The sequence below is a fragment of the Bradyrhizobium yuanmingense genome, assembly GCF_025200905.1.
GTDB classification, from domain to species: domain Bacteria; phylum Pseudomonadota; class Alphaproteobacteria; order Rhizobiales; family Xanthobacteraceae; genus Bradyrhizobium; species Bradyrhizobium yuanmingense.
Genome location: NZ_CP104173.1, coordinates 2,034,720 through 2,052,078, shown reverse-complemented (window position 1 = coordinate 2,052,078; position 17,359 = coordinate 2,034,720). Strand labels below are relative to the sequence as shown.

At 64.4% G+C, this 17,359-nt stretch carries 18 protein-coding genes and 1 pseudogene; 10 read left to right on the top strand and 9 right to left on the bottom strand.

Annotated elements, in window-relative coordinates:
- Window positions 1-32: 32 nt before the first annotated feature.
- The 3 genes from N2605_RS09660 to N2605_RS09650 form a co-directional block, all read right to left on the bottom strand.
- Window positions 33-1,352, bottom strand: coding sequence for a TRAP transporter large permease (locus tag N2605_RS09660; RefSeq protein WP_260346457.1), 1,320 nt, complete (start codon window positions 1,350-1,352; stop codon window positions 33-35).
- Window positions 1,349-1,864, bottom strand: a complete 516-nt coding sequence (locus N2605_RS09655; protein WP_036025883.1) for a TRAP transporter small permease — start codon at window positions 1,862-1,864, stop codon at window positions 1,349-1,351. The genes N2605_RS09660 and N2605_RS09655 overlap by 4 nt, the downstream gene beginning before the upstream one ends.
- A gap of 82 nt (window positions 1,865-1,946) precedes the next feature.
- Entirely contained in the window at window positions 1,947-2,945 is a 999-nt protein-coding gene (locus tag N2605_RS09650; RefSeq protein ID WP_036004529.1) for a TRAP transporter substrate-binding protein, read from the bottom strand.
- A gap of 271 nt (window positions 2,946-3,216) precedes the next feature.
- On the opposite strand from N2605_RS09650, the pseudogene N2605_RS09645 reads away from it, so the two are divergent.
- The 7 genes and pseudogenes from N2605_RS09645 to N2605_RS09615 all read left to right on the top strand — a co-directional run.
- Window positions 3,217-3,496: pseudogene (locus N2605_RS09645) on the top strand (hypothetical protein); the annotation flags it as partial.
- 197 nt (window positions 3,497-3,693) lie between these two features.
- Window positions 3,694-4,515 (top strand): FadR/GntR family transcriptional regulator, encoded by an 822-nt coding sequence (locus N2605_RS09640; protein WP_036025887.1) that lies wholly within the window; start codon window positions 3,694-3,696, stop codon window positions 4,513-4,515.
- Window positions 4,516-4,669: 154 nt separating this feature from the next.
- Window positions 4,670-5,491 carry an ABC transporter permease gene (locus N2605_RS09635; protein ID WP_225149946.1) on the top strand — a complete coding sequence of 274 codons (822 nt, stop codon included), beginning with the start codon at window positions 4,670-4,672 and terminating at the stop codon, window positions 5,489-5,491.
- The gene (locus N2605_RS09630) at window positions 5,488-6,294 is read left to right on the top strand and encodes an ABC transporter permease (protein WP_036004520.1); all 807 of its coding nucleotides are present in this window, start codon (window positions 5,488-5,490) and stop codon (window positions 6,292-6,294) included. The genes N2605_RS09635 and N2605_RS09630 overlap by 4 nt, the downstream gene beginning before the upstream one ends.
- Window positions 6,291-7,049, top strand: coding sequence for an ABC transporter ATP-binding protein (locus N2605_RS09625; RefSeq protein WP_036025889.1), 759 nt, complete (start codon window positions 6,291-6,293; stop codon window positions 7,047-7,049). Before N2605_RS09630 ends, N2605_RS09625 begins: the two co-directional genes overlap by 4 nt.
- A complete protein-coding gene (locus N2605_RS09620; protein WP_036025891.1) occupies window positions 7,046-7,378 on the top strand; it encodes a hypothetical protein in 333 nt (110 codons plus the stop codon). The genes N2605_RS09625 and N2605_RS09620 overlap by 4 nt, the downstream gene beginning before the upstream one ends.
- A gap of 4 nt (window positions 7,379-7,382) precedes the next feature.
- Window positions 7,383-8,438: an ABC transporter substrate-binding protein gene (locus N2605_RS09615; RefSeq protein WP_036037747.1), complete on the top strand. Its 1,056-nt coding sequence runs from the start codon at window positions 7,383-7,385 to the stop codon at window positions 8,436-8,438.
- A gap of 79 nt (window positions 8,439-8,517) precedes the next feature.
- On the opposite strand, the gene N2605_RS09610 is transcribed toward N2605_RS09615, so the two are convergent.
- From N2605_RS09610 to N2605_RS09595, 4 genes are all read right to left on the bottom strand, one after another.
- A complete protein-coding gene (locus N2605_RS09610; protein WP_225112664.1) occupies window positions 8,518-10,062 on the bottom strand; it encodes a peroxidase family protein in 1,545 nt (514 codons plus the stop codon).
- Between the two features lie 255 nt (window positions 10,063-10,317).
- Window positions 10,318-10,590 (bottom strand): hypothetical protein, encoded by a 273-nt coding sequence (locus tag N2605_RS09605; protein WP_036025895.1) that lies wholly within the window; start codon window positions 10,588-10,590, stop codon window positions 10,318-10,320.
- A 143-nt stretch (window positions 10,591-10,733) separates the two neighbouring features.
- On the bottom strand, window positions 10,734-11,465 hold the full coding sequence (locus N2605_RS09600; RefSeq protein ID WP_036004503.1) for a cytochrome c biogenesis CcdA family protein: 732 nt from the start codon (window positions 11,463-11,465) through the stop codon (window positions 10,734-10,736).
- Between the two features lie 206 nt (window positions 11,466-11,671).
- Window positions 11,672-11,938 (bottom strand): hypothetical protein, encoded by a 267-nt coding sequence (locus tag N2605_RS09595; protein ID WP_025034806.1) that lies wholly within the window; start codon window positions 11,936-11,938, stop codon window positions 11,672-11,674.
- A 485-nt stretch (window positions 11,939-12,423) separates the two neighbouring features.
- Between N2605_RS09595 and N2605_RS09590 the strand changes: the two genes are divergently transcribed.
- From N2605_RS09590 to N2605_RS09580, 3 genes are all read left to right on the top strand, one after another.
- Entirely contained in the window at window positions 12,424-13,473 is a 1,050-nt protein-coding gene (locus tag N2605_RS09590; protein ID WP_036025896.1) for a LysR family transcriptional regulator, read from the top strand.
- A gap of 29 nt (window positions 13,474-13,502) precedes the next feature.
- Window positions 13,503-13,874, top strand: coding sequence for a helix-turn-helix domain-containing protein (locus tag N2605_RS09585; RefSeq protein ID WP_020608151.1), 372 nt, complete (start codon window positions 13,503-13,505; stop codon window positions 13,872-13,874).
- A 297-nt stretch (window positions 13,875-14,171) separates the two neighbouring features.
- Window positions 14,172-14,993: an enoyl-CoA hydratase gene (locus N2605_RS09580; RefSeq protein ID WP_225112665.1), complete on the top strand. Its 822-nt coding sequence runs from the start codon at window positions 14,172-14,174 to the stop codon at window positions 14,991-14,993.
- A 33-nt stretch (window positions 14,994-15,026) separates the two neighbouring features.
- On the opposite strand, the gene N2605_RS09575 is transcribed toward N2605_RS09580, so the two are convergent.
- The gene (locus N2605_RS09575; RefSeq protein ID WP_260346444.1) at window positions 15,027-16,106 is read right to left on the bottom strand and encodes an isocitrate/isopropylmalate dehydrogenase family protein; all 1,080 of its coding nucleotides are present in this window, start codon (window positions 16,104-16,106) and stop codon (window positions 15,027-15,029) included.
- 133 nt (window positions 16,107-16,239) lie between these two features.
- Entirely contained in the window at window positions 16,240-17,307 is a 1,068-nt protein-coding gene (locus N2605_RS09570; protein WP_260346443.1) for an alcohol dehydrogenase, read from the bottom strand.
- Window positions 17,308-17,359: the final 52 nt, after the last annotated feature.

Sequence of the window (17,359 nt, the reverse complement as noted above, 5' to 3'; positions counted from 1 at the left end):
CGACGCCGGCCGCGGGATCACGCCATCGCCCCTCACTTGAGCATTTCCGGCACGATCAGGCGCGGCAGGAACAGCGACACGCTGGGCCAAATGATCACCGCCGCCAGCACGAGTAGCATCGGGATCAGCATGATGACCGTGTCCTTCAGGGCATAGCGCAGCCGCACGCCCGCGATCGAACAGGCGATCATCAGACAGAGGCCGTAGGGCGGCGTCACCAATCCGAAGGCCAGCGAGACGATGGAGATGATCGCGAACTGGACCGGATGCAGATCGACGGACCTGGCGAGCGGCTCCAGCACGGTGCCGACGATGATGATCGCGGGGATGGCGTCGAGAAAGCAGCCCACCACCAGAAAGCAGAAGGCGATGAAGAAGCCGGCCGCGACGGGACCCATGCCCCATGTCGAAACGTTCGCCAGCAGTTCTTGCGGGATCTTGTAATAGGCCAGCAGCCAGCCGAACGCACTGGCGGTGCCGACGCAGAACAGCGCCACGCCGGCGAGGCGCCCAGTGTCGAGCAAGGCTCTGTACAATTCACGGATTCCCGTCTCGCGGTAGAAGAACGCCGAGAGCACGACGGAATAGAGCACGGCAACGCAGGCGGACTCGGTCGCGGTGAACCAGCCGAGCAGAATGCCGCCGACGATGATGAACGGCGTTATTAACGCGGGTATCGACCGCCAGATGGCGCATCGCATGTCGACCCAGGTCGACTTCGGATAGGTCGGGTAGCCGCGGCGCACCGCATAGACGTGCACCGTCGCCATCTGCGCGCCCGCGATCAGCAGCCCGGGCATGATACCGGCCAGATACATCGCCGCTATCGAGGTCGAGATCAGACCGCCCCACACGATCATCAGGATCGAGGGCGGAATGACGACCGCAAGAACCGCGGAGGCCGCCGTGATGGCAATGGAAAACGAGAGATCGTAGCCCTCCTTGGTCTGCGCATCGATGAAGATCTTCGATTGGCTCGCCGCATCCGCAGTGGAGGAGCCGGAGATGCCGGCAAAGAACACCGACAGCACGACGTTGATCTGCGCCAGCGACCCCGGCCAGTGCCCGACCATCGAGCGCGACAGCGCCACCAGGCGATCCGTGATACCGCCGATACTCATCAGGTTCGCCGTCAACAGAAAGAACGGCACCGCGAGCAGGATGAACGAGTTGTACGCGTTGAAAGTCTCCTGCGCGAGCGTCATCAGCGACAGGCGCGGCTCGATCAGAAGGATCGGCACGCAGGCAAGGCCCAGCGCGAAGGCGACCGGCACGCGCACGATCAGCAGGCCGACGAAGACCCCGAACAGCACCATGGCGGCCTGTCCGGCAGAAAGTACAGTGCCGTTCATTGCTGTGCCCCGACCAGAACGCGCAGTTCATCGAGTATCTGTTCGCCCGCAAACACGATCCAGGTCACGCCGGCCACCGGCCAGGCAACGTGGATCAGCCAGAGCGGCAGATCGGCCAGCTCCGACGTCCTGTTCCAGGCGAAGCGTGTGAATTCGATGCCGGCCGACACGAACACGAGGGCCAGTGCCAGCACGCCGATCCGCGCGATGATCCGCACTGCGGCCTCCGACCGCCGCGACAAATCGGGCCACACGTCGACCTCGAAATGCTGAGCCTCGCGGATGCCGACCATGGCGCCGATCATGATCGTCCAGATGAACAGGAATCGCGCCATCTCCTCGGTCCAGATGTAGGAGGGAATGAACGGCGTGTAGCGCGAGACGATCTGCAATGTGACGGGGATGACCAGGATGCCGACGCAGGCGGCAAGCAGGAATTCCAACAATTTCGCATAGGCCGCGGTGACGCGACGCCACAGCGACGGTGTGGACGGGACGTGCATTTCGGACATTGGAGCTCCGTACGGCGCTCATCCGCCATGTCCGGGCAGGAAGCGGGGCCTGCCCGGAATGCTGTCGGCGGACAGGGCGGCCTCAGACGACGTTGATCTTCTCGAAAATGCCCTCCGCGCCGATCTCCTTGGCGTAGGTGGCCATCACGGGGTCGGCGAGCTTCTTCATGGCGTCCCGCTCCTCGAACGGAACGCGCTTGAGCTTGCCGGCCTTCTCCAGCGTGTCGAGCTTGACGACCTCCTCGCTCGACTCGAGCTGGCGGCCGTAATCGCCGGCCTCCTTGCCCGCTTTCATGATCGCGTCCTGCAGATCCTTCGGCAGGGTCTTCAGCGTCTTGACGGAAAAGCAGATCGGCCGGATCGACACGGCGTGCTGGGTCAGGTTGAGATGCGGCGCCACTTCATAGAACTTCATCGCCTCGACGCCGGCCGCTTCGTTCTCGCCGGCTGATATCACCCCGTTCTGGATCGCGTTGTAGACTTCGTTATAGGCGATCACCGTGGGGCTCATGCCAACGGCCGCAAAGGTCTTCGACCAGATCGGCGCGCCCTGCACGCGCACCTTGAGGCCCTTGAGGTCGGCGAGGTTCTTGAGCGGCTTGTTGGCGAAGATGTTGCGGATGCCGCCGCCGGCATAACCGATCAGAACCACGTCCGCCTTGGCCGCGACCTCGTCGGCGACTGGCGCCAGGATATTGGCTTCGACCACCTTGTTCATGTGCTCGATGCCCTTGAACACGAAGGGCGCATCGATGAACGGGGCGGCCTTGGCGAAGGTCGACATGTGAGCCGGCGAGACGATGCCGTAATCGACTGCCTTGCCTTGCGACATGTACTCGAAATACTGCTTCTCGAGGCCGAGCGAGGAGTTCCTGTGCAGGGTGAAGTTGACGGGCTTGCCGTAATATTTCTTCACCAGCTCCTCGAACCGCAGCAGGGCCCGATTGAAGGCATGGTCGTCATTGAACTGCACGGCACCGTTCAGTGTGATCGGGGCTTGCGCCCTCAGGATCGACGGCATGCCGATGGCAGCTGCCGCAGTGGTTGCACCGATCCCAGCGAGAAATGACCTTCGCTTCATCGTCTCCCCTCCCTTTGACCTCCGGCCCTGTCGCCGGGCCGTGAGCGCAGCCGTTATGCGGCTTGCGAGAGGCAAGCGTATGAAAAACCTCGGCGGGACGGAAGTCATTTCGCGTGGGCTGGAGCTACCCCTTCGTCGCAGGACTGCACGTAAGCGCCTGCTGCACTGCAACTCGCCGCTTCGGTATGCGGCGGAGGCGCGAGGTCTCCGGCGATCAGGAGCGCGCTGGACGGACAGCGAAAATTCGTGGCGCAGCACAATTCCTGCGCCTATGGTCTCTTCAAAATCATTGTCCGGTGCTGCCGCGCTGGAACCGGGACGCCTGCGTTCGCCAAAGCTTACCTTGCCCGTTCGGCTCGCCTCCTTGTCGCCGGAACGACGCTACCGCTGATCGTTTTCGCGGTGGGCCTTGCCTGCTACAACTACCATCAGGATCGCAGCGAGGCTGCGCGCCGTTTGCTGGAGCGGTGCGTAGCATGCGCATGGTGCTCGCTGCCGAGGTGCAGCGGATCACGGGGGCTTGCCCCTGCCGCGCGGCGTCGTCTGCACTGTGACCTGCACGCTGGAGGAGACGCTTTGATCCGCGGTCCACGCGCATATCGCAACGCAACACGGGGTGTGCTGCGACAATTGCGCTTGCCCTCATCCATTCATCCGATGTTAAACATCCGATGATTGCAGCTGCCGGGGCGTGGCAGCCAAATACAAACGAACCAGCCGCGACAGGCCGGACGGGAGAAACGTACGAGTGGCAAGAGCGCGCCCGAGCCCCGTCGACAAGCCGATCAAGCCCGGCCGCATTCGCGCCGTGCTGACGACGCTCGGCCGGGAGATCGCGCAGGATCTCATTCCGGTCGGGACAGCCCTGCCGCCGGAACCTGAGCTCGAAGCCCGCTTCGGAGTCGGGCGCGGCGTGGTGCGCGAAGCCATCAAGACGCTCGCCGCTAAAGGTCTGGTCAGCGTGCGGCCGCGCCACGGCACGCACGTGCTGCCGCGCCACGAATGGAGCCTGCTCGACCGCGACGTGCTAAGCTGGCTGGTCGGTCAGGACGAGCCGGATCGGGACCTTCTGCTGGCAATCCAGGAGGTGCGCTCGATCATCGAGCCCGCTGCCGCAGCGCTTGCGGCCGAGCGTGCAACAAAGAACGACCGCTGGCGGATCGACACGGCCCTGGCGGCGATGCAGACTGCAAAGGACCAGGCCAGCGCCCTCGCTGCCGACAAGGCTTTCCATCTCGCCATCCTGGACGCGACCCACAATCCGGTCCTCCAGGGCTTTCGCGGGGCGATCGATACCATTCTGGGCACCGTCTTCACCGTTGCCGTCGGCGGCCCCGGCGGCTGGTTCAAGGACAATCTGCCGAACCACGTCATAGCGGCGCGGGCCATCGAGAGCGGCAACCCGGAGAAGGCGCGCGCCGCGATGGAACGGCTGCTGGGCTACACCCGATCGAAGCTGTCGAACCGAAAGACCATTATCGCCGCGGCGGCTCGCAAGGCGGATGGATCGACCCTGCGCGCCGTCAGGAAGCCGAGCCTCAACCGCAAGAGAAAGCGCCATGCACCGTGACATGAGGGGGCTCGGCCCGGATCCCCGCTCCGCGCGGATCGCGAGGAGGGTCGCAACCGATACAGATATGCGATTGCGCGAGACGCGGCTACGATACCAGCAATGATCAGTGGGAAATGCCGGTACAGGCATAGCTGAGCGTCAGGGAGGTCGAATGCAGCTGACGGGCAGTCTGAAAGGCCGATCGTCGCGGCTGATGCGCAGCGTCAACTCTCTGGCCGGCGCTGCAATGTTCGTCGCGCCGCTGCTTGCGCTGGTCGCGGTCTGGGCCGCCGTGGTCCCGCTGTTCAACGTCAATCCCCGCGTGTTTCCCTCGGTCGGCGCGGTCGGCACCGCCGCGCTTGACTCGATCCGGGACGGCACTTTGTTCGCGCATGTCGGCGCCAGTCTTTTGCGCGTCGGCCTGGGCACACTGATCGGCATCGCCACCGCGGTGCCGCTCGGTATCGCCATGGGCGTCAGCCCGACGGTCGCGGCCTTTCTCACGCCGCTGTTCCGGTTCTTCTCGGTGCTCGCCGGCATTGCCTGGATCCCGATCGCGACGCTGTGGTTCGGTTACGGTTTCGGCGCGATCGTCTTCGTGATCTTCAACGCCGTATTCTTCGTCGTCGCCTACAACACGCTTCTCGGCGTCAGGACCATCCCGCACACGCTGCGCAACGCTGCCGCCTCGCTCGGCGCCGGCCGCTGGGCGCTGCTGACCGAAGTACTGCTGCCGGGCGCGCTGCCCAATATCGTCACCGGCATTCGCACCGGCCTGGGCTTTGCCTGGCGCGGCCTGATCGCCGCGGAGATGATCGCGACCAATGTCGGGCTCGGCTACATGCTGTTCGTCGCGCGCGATTTCTACCGCACCGAGGTGATCGTGTTCGGCATGATCGTGATCGGCGTGCTCTGGCTTCTGATCGACCGTTTGCTGCTGGTCCCGCTGGAACGCGCGACCATCGAGCGCTGGGGCATGGTGAGGCGCGCATGAACGTCCTGCTGCAAATCTGGGCCGGCTATGCCCGCCTGACCCGGCGCTGGCCGGGCATCGCCGCGATCATTCCCTTCATCCCGGTGCTGGCGCTGTGGACCGCGGTCAGCGAGGCCGGGCTGTTTCCACGCGCGTTCTTCCCCGGCCCGGCCGACGTCATCCGCGCATTCTTCACGCTGACCTACAAGGGCATCCTGCCCGACTATCTCCAGGACAGCCTGATCCGGCTCGCGACCGGCGCCGCGGTCGGCATGGCGCTCGGCATACCCTTGGGCATCCTGATCGGCACCAGCCGCTGGGCGCATCGCATCTGCTGGCCGGTGCTGCTGTTCTTCCAGGCCATCGGCGACATCGCCTGGCTGCCGATCCTTCTGATCTGGTTCGGCTTCGGTCTGACGACGATGACCTTCGTCATCGTCTACACCGTGCTGTTCCCCGTCGTGCTCAACACCGTGCTCGGCGTCGAATCGGTACCGCGCGATCTGTCACGCGCCGCCTTGAGCCTCGGGGCTTCGCGGGCGCGCGTGCTGTGGGAGGTGACGCTGCCGGGCGCCCTGCCCAACATCATCACCGGCCTGCGCAACGGACTCGGCTACGGCTGGCGCGCGCTGATCGCGGTCGAGATGATCGTCGGCACGTCGGGCATCGGCTTCATGATGTTCGATGCGCGCCGCGCCGGGTCGACCGTCGAGATCATCCTCGGCATGATCATTCTCGGACTGCTCTGGTACATCGTGGACGCCTGGATTCTCGCCCCGCTCGAGCGTGCGACCGGCCAGCGTTGGGGATTAGTGACATCATGAAGACGCTCTCGCTGCGCAATCTCGGCAAGACCTATTTCGACCCTTATGCAGGCGCGCATGTCACCGCCGTCCACGACGTCTCACTCGACGTCGAGCCCGGCGAGTTCATCTCGGTGGTCGGCCCCTCCGGCTGCGGCAAGACGACGATCCTGAACATGATCGCCGGCTTCATTCCCTATTCGAAGGGGGACATCCTGCTCGACGGCAAGCCGGTGCACGGGCCCGGCCCCGAGCGGGGCGTCGTGTTCCAGTCGTTCGCGCTGTTTCCCTGGAAGACCGTGCTCGACAATGTCGGCTTCGGGCCGAAGATGCGCGGCGTTCCGAAGGCCGAGCGCGACCGCATCGCGCATGAATATCTCGCGCTTGCCGGGCTCTCGCATGCGGCGCACCGCTATCCCAACGAGCTTTCCGGGGGCATGCAGCAGCGCGTCGGCGTGGTGCGCGCACTCGCCAACAACCCTGACGTCCTCTTGATGGACGAGCCGTTTGCCAGCGTCGACGCGCAGACGCGCATGACGCTCCAGGAGGAGCTGACGCGCATCTGGCAGGAGCGCAAGCCGACGGTGATCTTCATCACCCATGACGTGTCGGAAGCGGTGTTTCTCGCCAATCGCGTGGTCGTGCTCTCGAAGGGACGCGTGCTCGACGAGATCGCGGTCGACCTGCCGCGTCCTCGCATCTGGGACGATCTCGTCAGGGATGATGAGTTCAAGCAGCTCTCGGCGCGCGTGCTGCAGATGGTGCGCGCAGCATGAGCATCGCCTCCGAAGCCTTGCGATCACCCAAGCTGCGCATCGCGCTCGGCGCAATTGCGGCATGGGCGCTGTTTCAGCTCTGGCTGACCATCGCGGCGCCCGGAAAGATCTCGCCGCAGCTCACGGGCACGTCGGAAAAGGTGAACGTGCAGATCGAGCTGCCGTTCACGCCGGAGCGTTTCCACGTGCTCGCCTTCCAGCAATACGGACGCGTCTCGGGCACGGACGAGCATTCGATCGAGCTGCGCGGTGTCAAAAGAACGGACCTCAATGCCGTGGCCCGGCCCTATTGGGTGACGGCGGTGGGGCCGATAAAAGAGGGAGGCTGAGACTATGAAACGACTCTTGCTGCTTGGATTGGCGCTTCTGGCCGGCATGGTGCCGGCAAGCGCCCAAACCCTGACGAAACTCAAGGCCGGCATGGTCACCGGCATCGACCAGATCGGCCTGCCCATCGCGCTCGAGCGCGGCTTCTTCGAGAAGTACGGGCTCGACGTCACGATCGCACGCCCCTACGCCACCGGAGTCGACGCGCTGAACGCGTTGCAGGCCGGCGAGAGCGAGATCGTGCAGGTCGGCGTACCCATGATCGGCGCGGTGCTGCGCGGCATGGACCTCGTCGCGCTGGGCAATTACAGCGGCAACGCCACCAAGGCCGGCTCCGATGCCACGATGGCGATCATCGCGCGCGAAGGCTCGGGCATCGTCAAGGGCGACCTGTCGACGTTGAAGGGCAAGAAGATCGCGGCGTCGTTCGGCACGATCAACCATCTCTATATCCTGGCGACGCTGGAGAAGGCCGGACTGAAACCCGACGACGTAACATTGGTCAACACCCCGCCCCCGGACATGACCGTCGCCCTGCTCGCCAAGGGCATCGACGCGTTCTCGGGCTGGGACCCCTGGCCGATCGTCGCGGGCAAGGACGTGCCGGGCGCCGTCGAGATCATTCGGGGCGGCGACGTGATCTCTTATATCGGCTTCAACGTCGCGCTGCGCCCATGGGTGCAGGCCAACGGCGAGACCATCGAGAAATTCCTCGCCGCCGTCTCCGAGGCCGACCAATGGATGCGCAAGAACCCGAAGCTGGCGGCACAAGTCGCGACGCGCTGGATTCCAGGCCTGAAGCAGGAGGTCGCGGAGGCCGCGATGCAGTTCAACATCCAGCAGGCGGACCGCCGGCTGTCGGCGAACAACTACCGCGCGCTGTGGAGCGCCCAGGACCGGCTCACCCGGCTCGGCATCCTCAAATCGACCTTCGATGTCAACGCGCATATTGAGCCGAAGCACATTCTCAAGGTCATGAAAGACCGTCCTGAGCTGTTCGCCGACCTGCCGCCCATCCCGGAGACGGCGGCGATCACGCCGGGCTACGTGTTCAAGCCCTGAGCATTGTTGCAAACGTCCAGACCGGCGCGCCATGCACGCCGGTCCGGCCCATCGTCTGCAACGCTGGCAGGCGTCTGGTCTAGACCGTCGAGATGCCGTCGATCGGGCTGACATCCCCGACGAAACGCAGCAGGTCGGCCATCGTGAATTCGCCCGGCACTTGCGACGGCAGCGTCGGCTTCCAGGTCTTGCCCTTGAGCCAGAGATACGACTGGTGGTCGCCATGGACGAGGCCGACGAAGACTTCGGCAAGCAGGGTCGCGCCGACCGGGCCGAGCCTTTCGCCGCTGCCCCGCTGCTCCGCCTCCTTGAGGATGTAGTACCAGAGCGGGGTGTTTTGGTGCAGGCCATGCTTCTTCGCCACGGCGCCGTCGCTCCCCTTCGAGATTTCCTCCGGCGTCAGCGGATTCTTGATCTTCATGGCCTTGGCGACGTCCTGCCCGGACGGCAATCCGAGCAACACGCCGCGCTTGAGGTTGCGGAACGGCAGGCTGCCGCCGTCACCAGGCAGGGTATGGAGTTGCGGCACGATGAACGGGTCGATCTTGCGGGAGGGATTGAAGCCCACGCCCGCAGGATTGTTCGGCAACAGCTTATAGTAGCGCCGCCAGTCGATGATCCAGTTGCTCGAAAGCACCGGAAGCGGGAGCGGCGGCTGAATCGGGTTTGGTGCCAGATCGCCGATGATGCCGCCCGACAGCCCGGTGAACCTGAACAGCAGGTCCAGGGTCGCCGGCGCGAGGCCACCGGGCGTGAAGATCCGGTTGTGGCTATAGACCTGGCGCACCATGCTGTGGCCGAGACGATAGACGGCGCCCGAAAACTCGACGGGCATGTAGGGGATCTTCTTGAAGCGGTAGAAGCGCCGCCCCTGCTCGAGGATCTTCGCGACGATCCCTTTCTCGGTGATCCGCTCCACGAAATCGTGCAGGACCATCCATTGGTAGTGCCAGGTCACGATCCGGCGCGCTTCCTCGAAGATCTCGCCCGCCGGCTTGCCGGACGCCGCGAGCTGATCGCAGACCTTGTTGTGAAACTTCAGCATCGCAAGGTGGGTTTGCGCGACGACCAGGTTCTCGTCGTTGCGGTGATCGCCGATCAGGGCAAACCCCTCGGGATTGCGCGGCAGGTCGTTGCGATGATCGCCGGTGATGTCATCGACGTTGACGGTCTTGCCGATCAGCAGCTTGGGGCCCGGTGTCTTGCCGCTGTCGCTGGCCGAATTGCGCGCGTAGAGATGACGGCTGCCGTCGGGGCCGAGACCATAGACGCTGTCGAGATCGAGTGCGGGCGTGCGGAAATTCGTGACCGCCGTCGGATCGGCTTCCTTCTCGCCGAAGGAGGTCAGATCGAGCGTAATGTCGTGATCGACGAATTGGCCGAGATAGGTGAAACCCGCGGGGACATTGAGGTTGTTTCCCGCGGCGTCGCCGGGGGCGGGATCCTTCATCGCGTCGGCGAGCTCGCGCAGCGGACCGTCGTCGACAGCCAGCGGCTCCAGGGTCGGAAACATCCGGCCAAACATGCCCGGATCGTCGTGTCCGGAAAGCGTATCCAGAAATTGTCGCGTCGGTTGACGTCCGGCCTTGCCGTGACCGGGATGAACATTCACGTCGGTTCCCATCGCTTGCTCCTGCTCAAATGCTTTAGGGGAGAGGGGCGCCGAAGATGTCGCTTCCAAAATTCTCGTTTCAGTATACGTTCAGAAGAATTGCCCCTCAGGGTGTAGTACCATGAAATATTACTACAGATTGCATTCTCTGGGCGGCTCCTACCGCGAGGCTTTTTGCCCCACCAGCCACACAGGCTTTTGATCGTCCGAAGCTCGAGCAGGAAAGACTAAGGCGCGATCGACGCGTCGGCTGAATCTCTCAGCGCGTCAGCGCTTGGCAGCGAACCGCGACCAGATCTCAGCGTCCGTGTAGAAGTCCACGCCGCCATCGAGATCTCTCACCAGCCACTCGCCGAGATAGACGATCTGGGTGCCGCTGCGCCGCTCGTGCCGAAGCTCGAATTTTCCGTCGGCATCCTTCTGCAGTGAGCAATTCGACTGAACCCAGCTCGGCCACTCCTGCAACGGCTGCCCCAAAAATTGCCAGGCAACCAACGCCGCGTTGTCCGACAGGGGTTCTAAGCGCAGTGTCTTGGTCACGTGATCTCCACCATGCGAGTTGTCCCCCGATGAAACGCCTCGGGACCGGAAAGGTTTGGAATCGTCGTTCCGTGGCAGCATGCCTGACCGATTTCAACGGTTCCTCTACTTTTTCGTCCGTGAAAACCCGGTCCCCGCGCGCCCTAACCGATCGTCTGCAGCACCGGAAACGTCTCCAGCAGCCAGATGCTCACATTCGAGACCGCGCCGGTGAGAAAGCCGATGCCGGTGAGCACCATCAGGACGCCCATGGCGCGCTCGACGTTGACGAGGTGGCCCTTCATGCGCGCGAACAGCGCGGAGAACTGTTCGATCATCAGCGCGGCGATCAGGAATGGGATGCCGAGGCCCGCGGAATAGACCGCGAGCAGGCCGGCGCCCCTCGTCACCGTGGCTTCCGCCGCGGCGACCGAGAGGATCGCGGCGAGGATCGGGCCGATGCAGGGTGTCCAGCCGAACGCGAATGCGAGGCCCATGATATAGGCGCCCCACAGGCCGACCGGTTTGGGGATCGGCAGGCGTCCTTCCCGCATCAGAAAGCCGATGCGCGTCAGGCCGAGGAAGTGCAGGCCCATGATGATGATGACGATGCCGGCGAGGATCGACAGCTCCGCCGACCAGGCACGGATCAGCCCGCCGATCAGCGAAGCGCTGGCGCCGAGCGCCACGAAGATGGTGGAGAAGCCGAGCACGAACAGGAGCGCCGACATCATGATCGCGCGCTTGGAGGCCGCGACCGGCTCGTCGCTCTCGACATGCTCGATCGTGGCGCCCGTGAGGTAAACCAGATAGGGCGGAACCAGAGGCAGGACGCAAGGCGAGAGGAAGCTGACGAGGCCGGCAATCAGTGCGGCCGGAATCGAAACATTTTGCATGATGCAATCGGAGCCATCTCAGGCCCCGTCAGGGCGCGCAGGGAACGCGCCCGGCCCGGAGCCGAACCGGCTCTGGTGTAGCCCATGCCGGAGAATGCGCAACAGAGGCGCACAAAGCCAGGGCTCCGCCCGATGCCCTCCGTGATCACAGATGCGGCATCGGGACGCGCACAAACCTCGCCGGAAAGCGAGATTGGGCGGCGCGGCTACTTCACCACGCGGAGCAGCGGACGCCGGGGCTGGTCCTGCGTCTGCTTGGAAGGGGGCGGCGGCTCGCTGGCAGCGCTCCGCAGCATTTCGTCGCACAGCGCCTTGAGATCGGCACTGTCGATTCCTTTCAGTTTCATCCTGACGTCGAGGATGACGATGGACAGCATCTCGGCCGACTCGCGGCTGTTGCAGGCATTGAGAACCCTGCGGCACTCCTCGAGCGTTTCCAGCACCGACTGCAACTGTTCGTCTGAATGCGACACCGGCGTTCTTTCCGTTAATTCGGCCTGCGAGACGTATCTGTCACGCCCCCTTCGGCCCCCATGGAAGACGATAGATAGCACGAGGCGACTGCGCCTTCGAACCTGATTTCGGTGTGTTTCTGCTGTGGAACCGGGTTCCCGCTCGCATCGCCATGCGGCGCCTTTGGCGACCGCAGCAATGCTCCGGGAGCGAACGCCTGACGCGGTGCGATTGATCCAGCAACGGCGAAGAGCACCGACTCCTGCGCAAGACCGTTCATTGCAGTCAGCGCCGGCACTCCCGCAGCCATCTCGCGGCTCGCAACGGAACTCACGTCATACCCCTCACTCGAGCCGATTAGCCTCGCCCGAATTCCCAGCCCATGGGAGCATCCAAATACCGCCCTAAGGTAGTAAGGATGACGTTCAAAACTCGTCGTTCCCCAACCCGTCGTGGTTGTGGTTTGCGCCAGATTCTGCCAGTTTAGCGTTCCAAAGGGAATTGTATGCACTCCTTGGCGGAAAGGGGCGTTCCTCTGGAGGAACGCCCAAAGACAAATATCAGCGGCCTCTCCGACTGGGACGCCGCCCGCATATTCTTGGAAGTCGTCCGATGCGGAAGCTTTCGCTCGGCGGCCGAGCGCCTGTCTCTGTCGATCAACGCCGTGCGGCGCCGCATCGACGATTTCGAACGCCAGACCGGCACCACGTTATTCACGCGCGACGTCCACGGCACCCATCTGACCGATGAGGGCGCCCTGGTGGTCTCCGCCGTCGAGCGCATGGAGGCAGCCACCTTCGACGTGCTGCGCGCCAGCGATTCGATGGCCAACGCGCTGTCGGGCGAGGTCCGCGTCGCCGTCACCGAGGGGCTCGGCACATTCTGGCTTGCCCCCCGCCTGGTCGAATTCCAGCAGGCCTATCCGAAGATCCTGGTGGACCTGCATTGCGCGATGCGCTCGGCCGACGTCTCGCGCCACGAGGCCGACGTCGCCATTCATCTGTCCCGTCCCTCGGCGCTGGACATCAAGCTGGTGCGGCTCGGCCGCATGCATCTGATGTTCTGGGCCTCGGAGAAATACATCGCAAAGCATGGCGCGCCGCGCTCGGCGGCGGAATTGATCAAGCATCGTCTGGTGCTGCAATTCGCCGACCAGCTCGCCGCCAAGGAATCCTTCGAAAGCTTCTTCCCGGGCGTGTCCGAACGTGACCTTCTGGTCATGAAGACCAACGTCTCGAGCGCCAACTATTGGGCGGTCGCGAATGGCGCCGGCATCGGCGTCTTCCCGAGCTACGCCATTGCGCTCGGCGGGAAATTAATTCCACTGGAGGTCGAGCTGAACCGACCGCTGGATATCTGGCTGTCCTACCACCCTGGTAGCGGCCGTATCCCGCGCGTGCGGCACATGATTGACTGGCTGATCGAGGCTTTCAATCCGGCCCGCTTCCCGTGGTTTAAGGAAGAGTTCGTGCACCCGCATGAATTCAAGGACTCGTATATGGGCGAACCCCTGACCCAGCTCTTCGGGGGATTTTCAACCGAAGAACAAAGGTGAAAACAGAGATGAAAGCAGCGGCCAAAAGAATGAAGCAGCGCAGCGCGGGCAAGCCGGACATCGAGCTTGGCAAGCGGATCCGTCTGCGGCGCGTCGAGATGAAGATCTCGCAGGCCGAGCTCGGCGAGAAGCTCGGCGTCAGCTTCCAGCAGGTGCAGAAATACGAGAAGGGCGTCAATCGCGTCGGCGCGGCCCGGCTTCAGCAGATCGCCTCCGCCCTCGATGTGCCCGTGACCTTCTTCTACGACGGCGACAACAAGGCCCGCGAAGTCGAGAGCCTGCTCTTTCTCGATTCGGCCTTCAGCCTCCGCCTGCTGCGCGCCTACAGCAAGATCAAGGATCAGACGGTGCAGCGTCAGCTCGTCTCGCTGATGGAATCGATCGCGGCGAACGAGAGCTGAGGCCGGTCGACGGTCCGGCCTTCACGGCCGACGTTCAATCCGCCGCGTCACGGGGGCGCGGCCGGATTGCACGAGATCGGCCGAAAGATGTCTGCGCGCAACCGCGCGCGGCCGGTCTCGGGGCGGCATGGCCGCCCCTTTTGTTGGCGGTCTTCCCCCGACCTTTCCGCCTCCGTCGAACGCCGCGCGCCATGCAATCGCAGCACGGGCGGATGCAGGCTCTCCTCTCCCGCGCCGGTTGACCGCGGCGGTGCCTGCGCCGCACATTGCGCCTCGCCACCGAGCAGCGAGCGCGCGATGCCAGACGTTATCAGCACGACCGGAACACCTTACGCCGACGGCAAGATTCTGACGCACACGGCCGATGGCGTCGGCGTGATCACCTTCAACAATCCCGACAAGCGCAACGCGATGTCGCTGGAGATGTGGGAGGGATTTGGCGAGGCGTTGACGGCCTTGCGCGACGACGACACGGTGCGCGTCGTGATCCTGCGCGGCGCCGGCGGCAAGGCGTTCGTCTCGGGTGCCGACATCAGCCAGTTCGAGAAGGTGAGGCACAATGCGGCGGCATCCGAGCAATACGCCAAGCGCAGCGCCGCCCAGCGCGCGCTGCTCGCCGATTATCCCAAGCCGACCATCGCCTGCATCGACGGCTATTGCCTCGGCGGCGGCATGCAGGTCGCCATGCTCGCCGACATCCGCCTCGCCTCGCATGAAAGCCAGTTCGGCATTCCCGCCGCCAAGCTCGGCATCGCCTATGGCTATGACGGCCTGCGGCATCTGGTGTCGCTGGTCGGGCCGTCCTGGGCGCGGCTGCTGATGTATACGGGCATGCGCATCGATTCCGCCGAGGCGCTGCGCATCGGCCTCGTCGAGCGCGTGTTTCCGCAAGGCGAGCTCTGGGGCGAGACCATGGCGATGGCCGAGACGATCGCGCAGAACGCCCCGCTCGCGATCAAGGCGGCCAAGATCACAATCGCGCAGGTGCTGAAGGACGAGAGCCGGCGCGACATGGAGGCGATCAAGGTGATCGGCAATGCCTGCATGGACAGCGCGGATTTCCGCGAGGGCCGGCAGGCCTTCATGGAAAAGCGGAAGCCGCAGTTTAGGGGGAAGTAATTTCGTCGTGGAGAGAGGCCAGGAGCACAGCCCCTACAGCGCTCCCAGCACCGCTTTCGTGATGTCAGCCGTGCCATTGCCGCCGCCGAATTCCATCGGCTTGATGCCGCCGGCATAGACCTGGTCCACCGCACGCTCGATCGTCTCGCCGGCTTCCGCAGCGCTCTCGATGCCGTGCTTGTCGGCGAGCCAATCCAGCATCATCGCGGCGGACAGGATCATGCCGGTGGGGTTGGCCTTGCCCTGCCCCATGATGTCAGGCGCCGTGCCGTGGCACGGCTGGAACACCGCGTACTTGTCACCGATGTCGGCGGACGGCGCCATGCCGAGGCCGCCGATCAGGCTCGCGGTGATGTCGGAGACGATGTCGCCGAACATGTTCTCCATCACCATCACGTCGAAATCCCAGGGACGCTTGACCAGCATCGCCGAGCAGGCATCGACATAGAGCCGGTCGGTCTTCACGTCAGGATGGTTCTTCTCGATCTCGTCGAAGATGCCGCGGAAGAACGCGAACGCCTTGAATACGTTCGCCTTATCGACGCAGGTGAGCGCGCCCGGCTTGCCGCGCGCCTTGCGCCGCTCGGCAAGGCGAAACGAGAACTCGAACAAACGCTCGGAGGTTTTGCGCGTGATCACCATGGTCTCGCGCGCGTCCTCGTGGGTGACGACGCCCTTGCCCATCGAGGCGAACAGGCCTTCGGTGGACTCGCGGATCACGACGAGATCGATGCCGCGCTGGTCGGCACCGACGATCGGGCTCGGTACGCGCGGAATGAGGCGCGCCGGACGCACGCCGGCATAGAGATCGAAGATGAAGCGCAGCTCGATCTGCGGCGCGATCTCGGTGTTGTCGGGGTAGCGCACCGACGGCAGGCCGCAGGCCCCGAGCAGGATCGCGTCCGCCTCCTCGCAGAGCTTGATGGTGCTATCCGGCATCGACTTGCCGGTCGCGAGATAATGGTTGGCGCCGGCCGGCGCCTCGGTGAAGCGGAAGCCGAGGCCGGACTTCTCGCCGACCTTGCGCAGCACCTCTAGCGCCGGCGCCATGACTTCAGGGCCGATGCCGTCACCGGCGAGCACGGCAATGTGGAAGGCGTTGTTTGCGGACATTTAAGGCCTCAAGGAAGGTGTCAACCAGGTCGTCATTGCGCGCGAAGCGAAGCAATCCAGAACTGCATCCACGGAGACATTCTGGATTGCTTCGTCGCTTCGCTCCTCGCAATGACGAGGGAGGGAGCGTTCGTTACGGCGTCAGCACCGTACGCCCGACCACCGCGCCCTGCTGCAATTGCAGCAGGGCGTGGTTGGCCTTGGCGAGCGGTTGCGGCGTCACCGGGATCGGCGGCACCTTCTTGGACCGCACCAGGTCGAGCAGCTCCTGCGTCTCGCGCAAATTGCCGACATAGCTGCCCTGGATCGTCACCGCCTTGATCGGAATCAGCGGCAGGGCCCAGGTCGCGCCGCCGCCGAACAGGCCGACAAGGACGAGCTTACCGCCCTTGGTCAGGCAGTCGAAGCCGAGCTGCGTCGTAGCAGCGTTGCCGACGAGGTCGATCACGGCGCGGATAGGGCCGCCCGCCTTCTTGGCAAGCTGCTCCAGCGCGTCAGGGGCCTTGGGATCGACGGTCGCAAGCGCACCGGCCTTCTCCGCCGCCTCGCGCTTCCTCGCGTCGATATCGACCATGATCGCGCCCTTGCCGCCCATCGCCTTGAGCAGCGACAACGCCATCAGGCCGAGGCCGCCGGCGCCGAACATCACGATCGGCGTGTCGAAATGCTGCTCGACCTTCTTCAGCGCGCTGTAGGTGGTGACGCCCGAGCAGGCATAGGGCGCCGTCGTCGCGGGATCGAGGCCCTTCAGATTGAGCAGGTAGCGCGGATGCGGCACCAGCATGTGATCGGAATAGCCGCCGTCGCAATAGACCCCGAGCGAGCGCGGCGTCAGGCACATGTTCTCGTCACCGGCGAGGCACGTGGCACATTTGCCGCAGCCGATCCAGGGATAGACCAGCCCGACATCGCCGACCTTCAGGTCGCCCTGATCGGTCGGCTTCACGTCGGGGCCGAAGGCGAGGACTTCGCCGACCGTCTCGTGGCCCATGGTCAGCGGCAGATTGATGCCGCGGTCCTTCAACGAGAGCGGCTTGCGGCCATGGCCGAGATCATAGCCGCCCTCCCAGATGTGGAGGTCGCTGTGGCAGACGCCGGCGGCCTTCACCTTGATCAGCACCTGCGTGCCCGAGGGCTGCGGCGTCGCCTCGTCGACCTCCTGCAGCGGCGCCTTGAAATCGGCAACCTTGAAACTCTTCATCGGCGTCCTCCCGCATGCTTCTTGTTGTCGCGCCACCATGCCATGGTCGGCG